Origin of the sequence: Bilifractor sp. LCP21S3_A7 (assembly GCF_052118825.1) — a bacterium.
Classification (GTDB): Bacteria; Bacillota; Clostridia; order Lachnospirales; family Lachnospiraceae; genus Bilifractor.
The window spans coordinates 1-14,485 of sequence record NZ_JBQKGL010000006.1 but is presented as its reverse complement, the minus strand read 5'-3'; the positions used below and the strand labels follow the sequence as shown (position 1 = coordinate 14,485).

Annotated in this window: 10 protein-coding genes, 7 tRNA genes, 1 rRNA gene and 1 riboswitch; of the genes, 1 reads left to right on the top strand and 17 read right to left on the bottom strand. The window is 47.4% G+C overall.

The genetic code is table 11. The annotated features are described in order from the left end of the window. Positions 1 to 158: 158 nt before the first annotated feature. From ACTQ1O_RS06945 to ACTQ1O_RS06915, 7 genes are all read right to left on the bottom strand, one after another. A complete protein-coding gene (locus ACTQ1O_RS06945; RefSeq protein WP_441101315.1) occupies positions 159 to 845 on the bottom strand; it encodes a response regulator transcription factor in 687 nt (228 codons plus the stop codon). Continuing rightward, positions 838 to 2,337 (bottom strand): ATP-binding protein, encoded by a 1,500-nt coding sequence (locus tag ACTQ1O_RS06940; protein WP_441486764.1) that lies wholly within the window; start codon positions 2,335 to 2,337, stop codon positions 838 to 840. The genes ACTQ1O_RS06945 and ACTQ1O_RS06940 overlap by 8 nt, the downstream gene beginning before the upstream one ends. 519 nt (positions 2,338 to 2,856) lie before the next feature. Further along, positions 2,857 to 4,038: a methionine adenosyltransferase gene (gene metK / locus ACTQ1O_RS06935; RefSeq protein WP_441486654.1), complete on the bottom strand. Its 1,182-nt coding sequence runs from the start codon at positions 4,036 to 4,038 to the stop codon at positions 2,857 to 2,859. A 208-nt stretch (positions 4,039 to 4,246) separates the two neighbouring features. Further along, a riboswitch (SAM riboswitch) is annotated at positions 4,247 to 4,345 on the bottom strand. A gap of 216 nt (positions 4,346 to 4,561) precedes the next feature. Then, positions 4,562 to 5,854, bottom strand: a complete 1,293-nt coding sequence (locus ACTQ1O_RS06930) for a UDP-N-acetylglucosamine 1-carboxyvinyltransferase (RefSeq protein ID WP_441475761.1) — start codon at positions 5,852 to 5,854, stop codon at positions 4,562 to 4,564. Positions 5,855 to 6,228: 374 nt separating this feature from the next. Next, complete coding sequence (locus ACTQ1O_RS06925; protein ID WP_441486653.1) at positions 6,229 to 6,750, bottom strand: shikimate kinase; 522 nt, start codon at positions 6,748 to 6,750, stop codon at positions 6,229 to 6,231. 327 nt (positions 6,751 to 7,077) lie between these two features. After that, positions 7,078 to 8,412: an NADP-specific glutamate dehydrogenase gene (gene gdhA / locus ACTQ1O_RS06920; protein ID WP_441101319.1), complete on the bottom strand. Its 1,335-nt coding sequence runs from the start codon at positions 8,410 to 8,412 to the stop codon at positions 7,078 to 7,080. Positions 8,413 to 8,758: 346 nt separating this feature from the next. Then, complete coding sequence (locus ACTQ1O_RS06915; protein ID WP_441475758.1) at positions 8,759 to 10,420, bottom strand: putative manganese-dependent inorganic diphosphatase; 1,662 nt, start codon at positions 10,418 to 10,420, stop codon at positions 8,759 to 8,761. A gap of 364 nt (positions 10,421 to 10,784) precedes the next feature. Here ACTQ1O_RS06915 and ACTQ1O_RS06910 point away from each other — a divergent pair, with 364 nt between their 5' ends. Beyond that, a complete protein-coding gene (locus tag ACTQ1O_RS06910) occupies positions 10,785 to 11,495 on the top strand; it encodes a S1 RNA-binding domain-containing protein (RefSeq protein ID WP_441486652.1) in 711 nt (236 codons plus the stop codon). 221 nt (positions 11,496 to 11,716) lie between these two features. Here ACTQ1O_RS06910 and ACTQ1O_RS06905 read toward each other — a convergent pair whose 3' ends face one another. The 10 genes from ACTQ1O_RS06905 to ACTQ1O_RS06860 all read right to left on the bottom strand — a co-directional run. Beyond that, positions 11,717 to 11,986: a GIY-YIG nuclease family protein gene (locus ACTQ1O_RS06905; RefSeq protein ID WP_441486763.1), complete on the bottom strand. Its 270-nt coding sequence runs from the start codon at positions 11,984 to 11,986 to the stop codon at positions 11,717 to 11,719. Between the two features lie 99 nt (positions 11,987 to 12,085). Continuing rightward, positions 12,086 to 13,201, bottom strand: a complete 1,116-nt coding sequence (locus ACTQ1O_RS06900; protein ID WP_441486651.1) for a D-alanyl-D-alanine carboxypeptidase family protein — start codon at positions 13,199 to 13,201, stop codon at positions 12,086 to 12,088. 454 nt (positions 13,202 to 13,655) lie between these two features. After that, positions 13,656 to 13,728: transfer RNA gene (locus ACTQ1O_RS06895), tRNA-Lys, on the bottom strand. Between the two features lie 10 nt (positions 13,729 to 13,738). Continuing rightward, positions 13,739 to 13,811 (bottom strand) — tRNA-Phe (locus ACTQ1O_RS06890). Between the two features lie 5 nt (positions 13,812 to 13,816). Beyond that, positions 13,817 to 13,890, bottom strand: a tRNA-Met gene (locus tag ACTQ1O_RS06885). A gap of 35 nt (positions 13,891 to 13,925) precedes the next feature. Continuing rightward, positions 13,926 to 13,998: transfer RNA gene (locus ACTQ1O_RS06880), tRNA-Thr, on the bottom strand. 43 nt (positions 13,999 to 14,041) lie between these two features. Then, positions 14,042 to 14,123: transfer RNA gene (locus ACTQ1O_RS06875), tRNA-Tyr, on the bottom strand. A gap of 13 nt (positions 14,124 to 14,136) precedes the next feature. Next, positions 14,137 to 14,209 (bottom strand) — tRNA-Val (locus ACTQ1O_RS06870). Between the two features lie 12 nt (positions 14,210 to 14,221). Next, positions 14,222 to 14,295: transfer RNA gene (locus tag ACTQ1O_RS06865), tRNA-Asp, on the bottom strand. Positions 14,296 to 14,373: 78 nt separating this feature from the next. Beyond that, positions 14,374 to 14,485 (bottom strand): 23S ribosomal RNA (locus ACTQ1O_RS06860); the annotation flags it as partial.

The window sequence follows — 14,485 nt, the reverse complement described above, 5'->3', positions numbered from 1 at the left end:
TTTTTAAACAGTTTTGAGTATAAATTCAACGAAGAACATTGTCAACCTGTTTTATTTTTTAGGGTGACAATAATCACCCGGCGCAAATCGGTCCGGATTATCTGCACGCCTTTGCTCTTAATCCGATACACGCGCATACATAGGTCCCTGTGACCGGCTTATATTTTAAAACGGTAGCCGACACCCCATATCGTCTCAATATACTGCGGTTTTGCTGTATTGAATTCGATTTTTTCCCGGATCTTCTTGATGTGCACCGTTACTGTCGCAATATCTCCGACGGAATCCATGTTCCAGATCTCACGGAACAGTTCTTCCTTTGTAAACACATGATTCGGGTTCTCCGCCAGAAAAGTCAGAAGGTCAAATTCCTTGTTGGTAAATGTCTTTTCTTCCCCGTTCACCCAGACTCTTCTGGCCGTCTTGTCGATCCGGATCCCGCGTATCTCGATAATGTCATTCTTAGGCTGACTGCTCACCAGACGGTCATACCGCGCCATGTGCGCCTTGACCCGCGCCACCATCTCGCTCGGAGAAAACGGCTTCGTCATATAATCGTCCGCGCCAAGTCCGAGACCATGGATCTTGTCGATGTCATCTTTTTTTGCCGACACGATGATGATCGGCGCGTTCTTTTTCTCACGAATCTTTCTGCAGATTTCAAATCCGTCTACAACAGGAAGCATAAGGTCAAGAATGTACAGATCATAATCGGTCTCCAGCGCCCTCTTCAGCCCCTTGTCTCCCTCATTCTCAATATCAACCTCGAAGCCGGAGAGCTCCAAATAATCCTTCTCCAGTTCTGCTATGGATTCTTCATCCTCAATGATTAGAATTTTACTCATGTCTTCCCTCCTGATATTTCCGAAGCACGAAGTAAATGACCGTTCCTTCGCCCTCCCTGCTCGTCGCCCAAACCTTTCCCTCGTGATCTTCGATGATCTTCTTGACAATGGAAAGTCCGATTCCGCTGCCTCCTCTGGCTCTTCTTGCCTGATCGCTGCGGTAGAACCGGTCAAAAATTCTCGGTATATCCTTCTGATTGATTCCTCTCCCGTTATCTTCGATCTCCACCTGTATAAAGTCACCGACGTCGCGCAGGCGGATGCTGATGATTCCGGGATCCTTGTCCATATATTTCACGGAATTGCCTACGATGTTGTTGATTACGCGGCGGAGCTGTTCCGGATCTGCTATGATCACGGCATCATCGACCAGATAATTGCTGTAATTCAGCCGGATATTCTGCTGTTCCAGTTCCATGCTCAGTTCCTCACGGCAATCCTCAAAATAGGAGGACGCATGGATCTTCTGAAAATTATACGGAATCCGATTCGTGTCGATTTTGGAGTACATGGTCAGCTCATCGATCAGCCTCGTAATCTCAATGGTTTTATTGTAAATCGTGCGGATATACCGTTGCTGCTTCTCCGGCGTGGCTGCCACACCGTCGATCAGTCCTTCCGTGTAACCCTTGATCGCGGTTACCGGTGTCTTCAGATCATGCGAAATATTGCTGATCAGTTCACGGTTCTGCGCGTCAAAACGGATTTTCTCCTCGGCAGATTCCTTCAGCCGTACCCTCATCTCCTCGAAATCATCGCAGAGATCATCCATCTCCTTGATTCCGCTCTTCTGGGTCACAAAATTCAGATTGCCGTCACGGATATTCTGTGCAGCCTTTTTGAGCTGATTGATGGGGATGATGACACCCCGGTAGATCCAGATGCTCATCGCAATGCTGGTAAAGCTCAGAATCACGATAATCAGCAGTATTGTCTCCGTCATGGCCCCTTTGATCTCCGGCGCCAGCTGGTTCAGCATGCTGATCAGAAAAATACTTCCTCTTGAACCGTCGGAAAATCGGAAGCTGATCTGCTTGAGCATTGCCTGGTTCCGGACCTGTATATAGGAATTTTCTCCATTCTCCTCATTTCCGGATATCCCGTCGGCCGATGACGGAAGCTGCGACAGCAGCTCCGCGTTCGAAAGATCCGTGCTGCCGTTATAATATATGGCGTTTCCCTTCCGCACCACAATGAATGCTCCATTTCCACTGAGCGTTTCATTCAGCTCCTTCAGATACTTCTTATCTTCCATCCTGTCCGGATCGTTCTCAAGCGTGTGCTGCACCGAGGAAAGCGTCTCGTCGAGAGTCTTCGAAATCAGCAGCGCATTGTTATAGAGGCTCTCCATTCCCGGGTTGTCAATCCCATACTGTCTGCCCAACTGCCTTACCTTATAATTCATCAGCACATAGAACACCGCGCTGCAGAGCAGAACAGGTATCAGAATCACCAGAATAAAAGCGATTCCGATCCGCGTCCGGAGATCCATGGCTGTATTTTCTTTCTTTCGCTTCAAAATCAATGTTCTCTGTTCCTTTTTCCGTTATTGTGTTTTTTCCGATGCATCTGCACCGCTCCTGGTGCCGCAGCCTCTTTTTTCCTTACCTCAGCTGCGCCCGCACCTCTTCCAAAACCGCAGCCTCTTTTCCCTTTGCCTCACTTCGCGCGCAGCACTTACGACTCTGCAGCTTGCGCAACACTACACCACTCTTCGCTCAGTATATCACACTCACGATCTGCGATTTTTGAAATTTTTTTGAACGAGATAAAACACGCTGCGCGAGTTTTATCTCGCTATCGCGACGCTCGCCGCACACGAATACTTCGTATTCGGCTGCGGCTCACTGTTCGCGTAAAAAAGGGTTCTTCTCCCGGTCTGTTAAGACCAGGAGAAGAACCCTTCCTGTATTCCATGACGCAATCGCGATATTCCCCGAATGCGTTCTTCTGCATATTCTGACGCCCGATCAGGGCACATCCCACTTCTGCCGCGTCAATCCACAGCCGATTAAAGGCTTGCCTTGATCGCGTCTACCTTGTCGAGATGCTCCCACGGAAGATCCACGTCGGTACGTCCGAAGTGTCCGTAAGCAGCTGTCGCCTTGTAAATCGGACGGCGAAGATCAAGCATCTTGATGATTCCGGCCGGACGAAGGTCGAAATTCTTACGGATGATCTCTACAAGCTTTTCATCGGATACTTTACCGGTTCCGAAGGTGTCGACCATGATTGAGGTCGGCTCTGCGACACCGATCGCGTAAGAGAGCTGAATCTCACATCTGTCTGCAAGTCCTGCCGCAACGATGTTCTTTGCGACGTATCTGGCCGCATAAGCTGCGGAACGGTCAACCTTTGTGCAGTCCTTACCGGAGAATGCGCCGCCGCCGTGACGAGCATATCCGCCATAGGTGTCTACAATGATCTTCCGGCCTGTCAGACCTGCATCACCGTGAGGTCCTCCGATGACAAAGCGGCCGGTAGGATTGATATAGATCTTGGTCTTGTCATCTACCATTGCCGGGTCCAGAACCTCATCGAATACATATTTCTTGATATCCGCGTGAATCTGCTCCTGGCTTACGTCATCATCATGCTGTGTAGAAAGAACGACTGCCTCAAGTCTCACCGGCTTTCCGCTCTCATCATACTCTACGGACACCTGTGTCTTGCCGTCCGGACGAAGATACTTCAGCGTTCCATTCTTGCGAACCTCTGTAAGCTTCAGTGCCAGCTTGTGTGCCAGAGCAATCGGATACGGCATAAGTTCCGGAGTCTCATTGCAGGCATATCCGAACATCATACCCTGATCGCCGGCACCTGTGTCCAGATCATCTTCCTGTGCGCCGCCTTTTGCTTCCAGGGATTTGTCAACGCCCATCGCAATATCGGCAGACTGCTGATCCAGCGCAACCATAACCGCACAGGTATTTCCATCAAAACCGGTCTTTGCGTCATTGTATCCGATCTCATTCACTGTCTTGCGGACGATAGCAGGAATATCCAGCTTGGCTTTTGTAGTGATCTCACCGGTTACAAGAACAAATCCGGTACATGCAGCCGTCTCACAGGCCACACGGCTCATCGGATCCTGTGCCATGCAGGCATCAAGGATCGCGTCACTTACAGCATCGCAGACCTTGTCCGGATGACCTTCGGTAACAGACTCGGATGTAAATAATCTCTTCTCCATTTTGTCTCTCCTTCTGCTTCAGGACTGACGTCCTGACCAATATGTAATGACCTCCGGCAGATGCCGGTCATCGTATGAACTGCCTTGCCTCTTCGACTTTCAGCAAGTCTTTGCTTATTCCCTGTTTGCAGCTGATCGCTTCTGCTCCCGGATTGCCGGGAACAAAAAAGCGGCCCAACAAGTACTGAATTGGATCCGCCGACCAATTCCCTTATTGTTCGAGTATCTCGCTCAGGTTGGCACCTTCCGTCTCCGGGGTTGCCGTGGTTTCACAGATCCTATGTATCTCCGCCACTCTGAATAAGAGAAAGCAATATGCAGTTTTCACAACTTCGTGCTATACGATAACGCTTTTGATATAGCCCGTCAAGCCGATTGCCAGAAAAATACCACGTATTTAGACACCGAAAATAAATTGTCCAACCGGTCTCCGCTCAAACGGGCATTCTGTTATTCAGTAAACGCCCATACGATACATCGTGCCACACCCTCTGATTTCACATCTGTCAGAAAAGATTATTTTTTATCCGACTCTGAGACGGAACTTTTGAATCTCCCGCTCATCAGACACTCGTTCTATTTCCGCTCCGACATTTCTGAGCTTTGCGTCGAAATCCTCATATCCTCTCAGGATATAGACAATATCATCGACAACGGTGATACCTTCCGCTGCCATTCCTGCGATGACAAGAGCTGCTCCGGCGCGCAGATCAGGAGCGCTTACTCTTGCTCCGGTGAGACCCTCCACGCCGTCGATGATCGCTGTGTTGCCCTCCACCTTAATGGAAGCGCCCATACGTGCCAACTCATCGGCATACTTGAAGCGATTTTCGAAAATACTCTCTGTCACAATACTGGTACCATTTGCGAGACAAAGGGTGACGCTGATCTGTGGCTGCATGTCGGTCGGAAATCCCGGATACGGAAGCGTCTTCACATGCGTCTTGCCCAGACGATGCTTTGCGGAGATGCGAACCGCATCATCAAATTCCGTTACATCACAGCCGATTTCCTGCAATTTCGCTGTTATCGCCTCCAGATGCTTCGGGATAACATTCTTGATCAGAAGATCCCCTCTGGTGGCCGCTGCAGCCATCATGTATGTGCCGGCCTCAATCATATCCGGAACAATCGCGTAATTTGTGCTGTGAAGCGACTCCACACCGCGAATACGAATCACATCGGTACCAGCGCCCTTGATATTCGCACCCATGCTGTTCAGGAAGTTGGCTGTGTCAACCACGTGGGGCTCCCTCGCCGCGTTCTCGATGATGGTGTTGCCTCTGGCAAGAGCCGCTGCCATCATGATATTGATGGTGGCTCCGACAGAAACCATATCCATGAAAATATGCGCGCCGTGAAGATTCTCTGCCTTCGCAACGATAACACCATGCCGGATCTCCACGCTGGCACCCAGCGCACGGAATCCCTTCAGATGCTGATCGATCGGGCGGCTTCCGATATTGCAGCCTCCCGGAAGCGGAACCTCCGCATGCTTGTACTTCCCGAGAAGCGCCCCCAGAAGATAATATGAAGCTCTGATCTTCTTGATATATTCATAATCCACACTGACAGAACCAATGGTATTCCCGCAGATTCTCACCGAGTGGCGGTCAAGGCGGTCAACGGTCGCGCCAATAACGGAAATTGCGTCAAGCAGTACATTAATATCACTTACGTCCGGCATATTCTCAATGGTAACCGGATCATCTGTCATTATTGCAGCTGTAAGTATAGCAAGCGCAGCATTTTTGGCTCCTCCAATCTCTACTTCTCCGACAAGAGGATTGCCTCCCTTGATTACATACTTATCCATTCTCCACCTCGATATTTCCGACTGTCATATCTCCCCTGACCGCCGTACTTATTCTATGTATACAATATGCAACGGTACAAAAACCGATCCTTACATTTTATCATCCAAAGCGATACAAACCTGAATATGACGACTGCTGAAATCACTGTTTGTGATGATTACTGTATTCGATGATACTGTAATAACTGTTAATGATGATTAGATATTCGATGACTACTGTAATCGCTGTTAATAATGATTAGATATTCGATGACTACTGTAATTACCGTATAACACGATTTCTTTACCTGATATTTCCACAGTATCTGCCTGCACCCATACAAAAACGATAATTGCAGGCACAAGCGCATTTACCTCACCATATTAACCTACTTTTAATCTTTTGTAAAGCAACCCCGTTCCTTCAACGCGTTCTTAACCAGAACCAGCGTACCTTCAATATCTTTTCCGGACTCATCTACAATGATATCCGCATATTTTTCATAGAGAACACTTCTCTCCTTGTAGAGATCCCGCAATGTCTGTCCGTCTCTGAGAACAACCCCGCGGTTGTGGAGATTTCCCAGACGGCGTGTAAGGGGACGATAGGGAAGCTTCAGATAAAGAACCGCACCGATTTCTCTGAGATGATTCATTGCCTCCTCACTGTAAACGACACTTCCACCTGTGGCAATCACAGACCGTTCTGCCTGAAGTCCGGCATTTACCTCACTCTCAATCCGAAGAAACCCGTCAACTCCATCCTGTTCCAGAATGTCCTTTAGCAGACGCTTTTCCCTTTTCTGAATCAGAAGATCCGTATCCAGAAACTGATATCCGAGTTCCTTCGCCAGAATTACTCCCAGTGTACTCTTGCCTGCTCCAGGCATTCCAATCAGCACAATATTATTTTTCATGACAACTCCATTTCCCCGGGAAACCGAAACAAGGATGCCGGATAATCAACTTTCGAACAGCCAGATCATCTGAGCTAAATCAGAATAGAGAGATTGTACCCGTTAACCCGTCCGTTTGCAAGATATTTCTGTTTTCTGTGCATCCTTTGCGTGTGACGATCCTGTCTGCGTTTTCGAAGAGCTTATACCTGTTGTCGCCGCAATGTTCTTGTCCACTGGTGAGCAAGCTCCCCGTGGGCCAAGAACATTGCGACTGGACTTATACAGTAAGCGGGACCGGATTTCTCCGGTCCCGCTTACTGTTCCTATTTGTTGCTCTGTTGCTGATCAGACAATGCCCTGAGACATCATTGCGTCTGCAACCTTCTTGAAGCCTGCGATGTTGGCACCTGCAGCATAATCTCCTGCCTTGCCGTATTCCTTCGCTGCTGCGTCAATGTTATGTACGATATTGATCATAATCTGTTTGAGCTTTGCGTCAACCTCCTCGAAGGTCCAGGACAGACGCTCACTGTTCTGAGACATTTCAAGTGCAGATGTAGCAACACCACCGGCATTTGCAGCCTTTGCCGGTCCGAAGATAACGCCGTGCTCCTTGAGGTAATTTGTCGCATCCAGAGTGGTAGGCATGTTTGCGCCCTCGCATACAGCAGTTACTCCGTTAGCAACCAGTGTCTTTGCATCGTCAAGGTTCAGCTCGTTCTGTGTCGCACACGGGAATGCAAAATCTGCCTTGATTGTCCACACTCCACGTCCCTCATGATACTCACTGTTCGGACGATACTTCTTGTACTCTGTCAGACGTGCTCTGTTGACTTCCTTGATCTCCTTCAGAGCCTCTACATCAATGCCATCCGGATCATAAACCCATCCGGTAGAATCTGAACAGGTAAGAACCTTCATGCCAAGCTCCTGTGCCTTCTGAATTGCGTAGATCGCAACATTACCTGCACCGGATACAACGGCTGTCTTGCCTGCGACATCAATGCCGTTAATCTTCATCAGTTCCTGTGTGAAATAAATCAGACCATAACCGGTAGCTTCTGTTCTTGCGAGAGAACCGCCATAGCTCAGTCCCTTACCGGTAAGTACTCCTTCATACAGACCTGTGATTCTCTTGTACTGGCCATAGAGGAATCCGATCTCACGTCCGCCGACACCGATATCACCGGCCGGTACATCGGTATCTTTTCCGATATGACGATACAGCTCTGTCATGAAGCTCTGGCAGAATGCCATAACCTCTCTGTCTGATTTGCCCTTCGGATCGAAATCGGAACCGCCCTTGCCTCCGCCGATCGGAAGACCTGTAAGGCTGTTCTTGAAGATCTGCTCAAAACCAAGGAATTTGATGATTCCGAAATATACAGAAGGATGGAAACGAAGACCTCCCTTGTACGGTCCGATCGCGCTGTTGAACTGTACACGATATCCTGTATTGACCTGAACCTGTCCCTTGTCGTCAACCCACGGCACACGGAAACGGATCTGACGCTCCGGCTCTGTCAGTCTCTCAAGAAGAGCAACTTTTCTGTACTCTTCCTCATGTTTGTCGATGACAGGACGTACCGTCTCCAGGAATTCTTTTACTGCCTGATGGAACTCTGGCTCAGCCGGGTTCTTGGCAACAACTTTTGCATAGACGTCGTCTACATAAGACATGGTGGTGTTCCTCCTTAAAATTTGTACACTTTCATAAAAAAATAACAACAAACGGCCCTACGGACCCTTGTCTGTGTTCTGTGTTGGATTATAGCATGTAGTTATATATCATGCAAGAATAAAATCATGTTTATTCAATTTACGTTATATATTGTCCGTAATATACTTATTTTTCAGTATATAATGCAAGTTTTATTTTGCAAAATTCACTTTCTCGTGTCTCTCTCTTCCAGAGAAAAACTGCGGATTGCAGGTGCCCTGCACTTGCAATCCGCAGCTCATAACGTTTTCATATCTCTGAGAGAAGCATTGTTACCGGATTCTTGATTTTCATAAAACGAACACATTATTGATTTTCCTGAAGCGCACGCATAAAGGACGGAATCAGCTGTTTTTTCCTGGAAATGACTCCGGGAAGCACACAGCTTTCCTCCTGGATTTCCTTGCCCGGAAACGCCTCGGCAATAAGCTCTCTTGCTCCGTCACCGAAGTACAGAAGCTCCGTACATTCATCAATGATATTGGTCAGCATAAAGAACACCATCTCGATCTCATGCTTCCCACATTCCTGCTGCATGTGCGGATACAGCTTATTTTTGATGAACTCCAGTTCCTCCCTGGACATCGAACTGATCTGGCCGACACCGAAGGTTTTGTTCTCAATATTGAATTTCTTGAAATCCTGATAAAAAATCTCCTCCGCTGTCTTATCCTCGAGGTTACTGCCTGCGCGGAACATATCGGACGCATACTGCTCAATGTCGCTGATACCGGCAATTCTGGCAAGATCCATTGCAACATTTTTGTCCAGCGGGGTACAGGTAGGAGACCGAAACAGCAGCGTGTCCGAAATGATCGCCGACATCAGAAGCCCCGCAATCTTGGCTGGAATCTCGAGGTTCTTCTCCCGATAGATTTTGTACATAATTGTGGCTGTGCACCCGACAGGCTCCATCCGGAAAAGAATCGGAGCCATTGTCTCCAGCGAACCAAGGCGATGATGATCAATAATCTCCAGAATATCCGCCTCATCGACATTGAGAACAGCCTGCGATTTTTCATTGTGGTCTACCAGGATGAGTTTCTTACCCGTTCTTCCGATCAGGTTTCTTCTCGATATTGTGCCGACATATTTTTCCTTCGCGTCAAGAATCGGATAGTCGCGGTGACGGCTGTTCTTCATAACTTCCTGTATGTCATCGATTTTATCTGCCATATGGAACAGAATCAGATTTTCGCGCATCATAAGATGCTTGATCGGAATTGCCTGATTGATCAGCCTTGCAATCGTGTAGGTATCGTGGGGACTGCTGATGATCACACACCCGGATTCCTCTGCAAGTTTCAGGATTGATTTACCTACGGGTGCCCCGAGTCCCACCACAATGCAGCTTGCTCCGAGGTCAAGACAGCACAGCTGATCCTCCGCCCGGTTTCCGACGATGACCAGGTCATTCTCATGGATATAATTTCCCATCATATCCGGATGAAACGCACCGATTACGACCTGACCCTTGTTAAAATATCCGTTTCCATCACCCACAAGGATTGATCCGTCAAGTGTCTCGGCGATCGAGCTGTATCGGGTATTTGCCTGCGCAAGAACGGTGCTGTCGTACACATCCATATAGGATTTTGCAATATCTGTTACTGTAATAAGGCCCTCAAGATCCTTTTTCTTCGTGGTGATCGGAAGTGTGACGATGTTCTGTTCCTTCATGGATGCCCATGCCTTCTTGACCGAAATATCTCCGGACACTCCGGGCACCTTATGAATCTCTATTTCTTCTACCTGTGTGCCAGCATCCGGAAGATAACCGGGCAGTTCAACACCAAAATGCCGAAGTACAAATTCCGTTTCCTCATTGACCTGACCCGCACGCATCGCGTAATATGTGTTGCTGTCATCCGAACGGTTTTTGATGTCTGCATATGCAATAGCAGAACAGATGGAATCCGTATCTGGATTTCTGTGCCCTACAATATACACTTCATTCTTTTTTGTCATAATATACTGCCTCTTGTCTCTTTTCGAAAAGTTCATATCTGATCTGTATCTGATCTATATCTGATATATATCTATATCAATATCAATATCTGATCCGCACGGGAAGCGTTCTGATTTACCTACGGAGAGTTCCCGTCTCTGCAAACGGCCATTCGTCGTCCTGCAATCAAGCAATATCATGCGACATATCTTCTAAATAACTATACCATTGATTCAATTTACGGTAAAGTTTTAACTTTCAGCAACTGCAATTCTATGTTATACTGGAAAAAGAATTTGCCTGAATTCGTAGATTTTCTCAGAATCTGACGGCAGTAAATTCTACAATAATTCAATAATAATTTAAATATGAGGTGATTGTATTATGGCAGATGAGAACATGACCATGGAAGATTTTTCCAAAGCAATCGACGACTCCTTCACATCTTTTAAAGATGAGGGAGAAGCGAACTGGGAAAAATTAAAAGAGTATCAGACAGAGAAAACTCCCCTTACCGTCACGGTCGACGGCGTAGTCAATAAAGGTGTTATCTCAAATGTTGAAGGTGTCCGCGGATTTATTCCGGCATCACGCCTTGCACTCGGACATGTAGATGATCTGAATGCTTATCTGGGCAAGGAAATTCAGGTCATTGTCCGCGAAATCGATGAACAGAAGGGACGTCTGATCCTTTCAGCCGTTGAGCCGCTTCGCGCAAAACAGAACGAGAAAAGAAAGGCACGTATCAACGCAATTGAGGTGGGAACTGTGATGGATGGAAAGGTTGAGAATATTCAGTCCTATGGCGCGTTCATCGATCTCGGAGATGGTCTCTCCGGTCTCGTCCATATTTCACAGATTTCCCGCAAGAGAATCAAATCCGTAGAGGATGTTCTTCAGCCGGGTCAGGAAGTAAAGGTTAAGGTTATCGCCGTTAAGGACGGTAAGCTCAGTCTCTCCATGAAGGCACTGGAGGAAGGCGGAGACGCGAAGGATGACAGCAGAGAAGCTGCGCCGAAGGATTACAAACTTCCGAAGTCAGAGAATATTTCCACAAACCTTGGATCTCTTCTGAAGGGAATCAAACTGAACTGATATCGGATTCTTCCGGCAGTTCCGGCAGACATGACCGCTTTGCAGCGGATGTGCTGCCCGATGTGTGCCGGGAGCCCCGGTCTTAATGGTCTTTTCATCTGAATGTATTCCATCAAAAAACAGCCACAATATGTGGCTGTTTTTTGATGGGGCTGTTTTTTGATGTGGCTGTTTTTGATGGAGCTGTTTTAAATAGAACTGTTTTTGATGTGTGTGAATTCTCATGTGACATGAAATTCATAAATTAAATTTATCTTGCCCACCGGAAAGTTCTCTACCAGTTCTTCCTTTTCCACTTTTGAGAGCTGCTTCAATTCCACCTCTCTGCGCATGGCTTCCGTCCTGGTCTCAAAGGTTTCATAATACACCAGCTCCACAGGAAGATGACTGTGTGTATATCTTCCGCCCTTTCCCGACTTATGTGTTTTTACCCGTTTCTTCAAATCATTCGTCCATCCGGTATACAGTGACCCATCTGCACATCGAAGCATGTATGTAAAACATGATTTATCAACATTTTTCATATGTTATCCACAAATTTGTCCACTTATCAACAATTTATCATTAAAACTGCCCGCTTTGCGGCGACTTTATGCAGGAAGCTGGCTGTACACCGTAACAGCATCTGTAATATGAGGTGTTGCGTTCGCGTCTCCCGCAGCCCCGGCAGTTACCAATATATATTCTACCCCGTTTGCATCCTTCGCAAGGCTCGCAAGACAATGACCGGCTTCGTCTGTGTAACCGGTCTTTCCTCCGATAATTGTTGTCCCATTGTCCAGTGTAGACGACGGAAGATTGATAAAAGTCGTGCTGCTAAGCGCGATTCCCGCGCTATGAACAGACGTTGCCTTTGTCGTGTAGATATGTGTAGAAAAAATAGTCTTGAAAGTATCATTCTTCACTGCATATTCCAGTAACTTCGCCATATCCTGGCAGGTGGAGTAATGATTTTCATCCTGAAGACCGGTTGCATTCGCAAAATTAGTTGCTGTCATACCGATCTCCTGTGCCTTCTGGTTCATCAGTGTAACAAAGTCAGCCTCTGACCCTGATACATAATTACAGACCGCATAGCAGGCATCCGCACCGGATGGAAGCATGATTCCATACAGGATATCCAGAAGCGGTACGGTCTCTCCTGCCTCAAACCCCGCCGTCGCAGCTCCCTGCGCATATGCAGTATTAAATTCGGTTCCATCAAACGTATAAGTGGCACTGAGATCATCAATATTTTCAATAGCCACGAGTACAGTCATTATCTTGGTCATTGATGCCGGGTAGATCCTTGCCGTGCTGTTTTGATCGATCACAGGTGCATTATCCTCTACACGAATCATATAAGCATCCGGGCTAGAAAGAGCGCTTATATCGATGGAAGGAACCGGCCCAAGATCCTTTGTCGAATTGTCGGCTGAAGAATCCGAAGAAACGGAGCTGACATCTTCAACGGAAGAACTGGTTTCCGTTTTCTCTCCGACATATGTCATTGACAGACTCGCTACCGCTTCACTGTCAATCTGGTTCTTCTCCGCATCAATTCTTCCCTTCAGCAGAACCACAAGAATCAGTACAATTATGATTGCCAGAATGATCACGATTGACGAAATGATCATCAGGATCTTTCGTTTCAACGCCCTCTCTCTTGCCTTACGGGCTTTTCTGTCTTCTTTGTACTCATCCTGATCTCTCTCTTCCAGTCTCATAAATCCCCTCTTATTTATCTATCCTCTTCTATCTGTTTCGTCAATTGATTTATACAGTATGCCGCCGTACGATACAGTATGCCGCCGTACGATACATCAAGCCACACACTGTATATGTCCCCGCGTCACTTCGCTGCTTCGCAGCTTCCGTGCCGCTAACAGGTATGAGCATTCCCGCGTCGCTTTGCACCGCTCCATGCTCATACCTGTTGTCGTCGCTAATGTTCTTGCCCACTGGTGAGCAAGCTCCCCATGGACCAAGAACATTGCGACTGGACCTATACAGTATATCCTGTGCGTTATCAAAAATCAACCAAAGGAAATATCAGCGAATGCCGCTTACATAAAACAAAACGCATCCAGTCTCCCTCATGCGATCCGCATGAGAATACTGTCTGCGTTTCCGAATAACTCTATTCCTTGTCACTTATGAGTTGCAATTATTAGAAGTGTATGAAGCATCGGGGACTCGAACCCCGGACAACTTGATTAAAAGTCAAGTGCTCTACCACCTGAGCTAATGCTCCGAAAAAAAAGTGCCTAGTTCCGGAATCGAACCAGAGACACGAGGATTTTCAGTCCTCTGCTCTACCAACTGAGCTAACTAGGCACAAATTGCGGGAGAAGGATTTGAACCTCCGACCTTCGGGTTATGAGCCCGACGAGCTTCCTGACTGCTCCATCCCGCGATAATATGAAATTGATTGGTTGAAAAAATAACCGAAGCCGATGATCGGACTCGAACCGATAACCTGCTGATTACAAATCAGCTGCTCTGCCAATTGAGCCACATCGGCCTGTTCTTCTGGCTTCTGAATTTCCAGTATATATTAACTGAACTGGGTGGTGGTGGATTCGAACCACCGAAGCAATCTGCAGCAGATTTACAGTCTGTCCCCTTTGGCCACTCGGGAAACCACCCATTTTTTTATAACTGGGGCGTACAGGGCTCGAACCTGTGACCCTCTGCTTGTAAGGCAGATGCTCTCCCAGCTGAGCTAACACCCCATATTATAAAAGCGACCCGGATCGGGATCGAACCGACGACCTCCGCCGTGACAGGGCGGCGCTCTAACCAGCTGAGCCACCGGGCCACAAAGATATGATAACACATACCTTCAAAACTGAACACACAAATTTTTCTTTTTTAAATCCAAATTCAACTTATGCCTTAGGTCAAACCCTCGACCGATTAGTAACAGTCAGCTCCATGCCTTACGGCACTTCCACCTCTGCCCTATCAACCTTATCGTCTTTAAGGGGTCTTACTTCTTTCGAATGGGA

Coding starts and splice junctions, on each gene's coding strand:
- ACTQ1O_RS06945 (WP_441101315.1), bottom strand. CDS start 845: ATGAGTAAAATTCTAATCATTGAGGATGAAGAATCCATAGCAGAACTG.
- ACTQ1O_RS06940 (WP_441486764.1), bottom strand. CDS start 2,337: ATGGATCTCCGGACGCGGATCGGAATCGCTTTTATTCTGGTGATTCTG.
- metK (WP_441486654.1), bottom strand. CDS start 4,038: ATGGAGAAGAGATTATTTACATCCGAGTCTGTTACCGAAGGTCATCCG.
- ACTQ1O_RS06930 (WP_441475761.1), bottom strand. CDS start 5,854: ATGGATAAGTATGTAATCAAGGGAGGCAATCCTCTTGTCGGAGAAGTA.
- ACTQ1O_RS06925 (WP_441486653.1), bottom strand. CDS start 6,750: ATGAAAAATAATATTGTGCTGATTGGAATGCCTGGAGCAGGCAAGAGT.
- gdhA (WP_441101319.1), bottom strand. CDS start 8,412: ATGTCTTATGTAGACGACGTCTATGCAAAAGTTGTTGCCAAGAACCCG.
- ACTQ1O_RS06915 (WP_441475758.1), bottom strand. CDS start 10,420: ATGACAAAAAAGAATGAAGTGTATATTGTAGGGCACAGAAATCCAGAT.
- ACTQ1O_RS06910 (WP_441486652.1), top strand. CDS start 10,785: ATGGCAGATGAGAACATGACCATGGAAGATTTTTCCAAAGCAATCGAC.
- ACTQ1O_RS06905 (WP_441486763.1), bottom strand. CDS start 11,986: ATGCTTCGATGTGCAGATGGGTCACTGTATACCGGATGGACGAATGAT.
- ACTQ1O_RS06900 (WP_441486651.1), bottom strand. CDS start 13,201: ATGAGACTGGAAGAGAGAGATCAGGATGAGTACAAAGAAGACAGAAAA.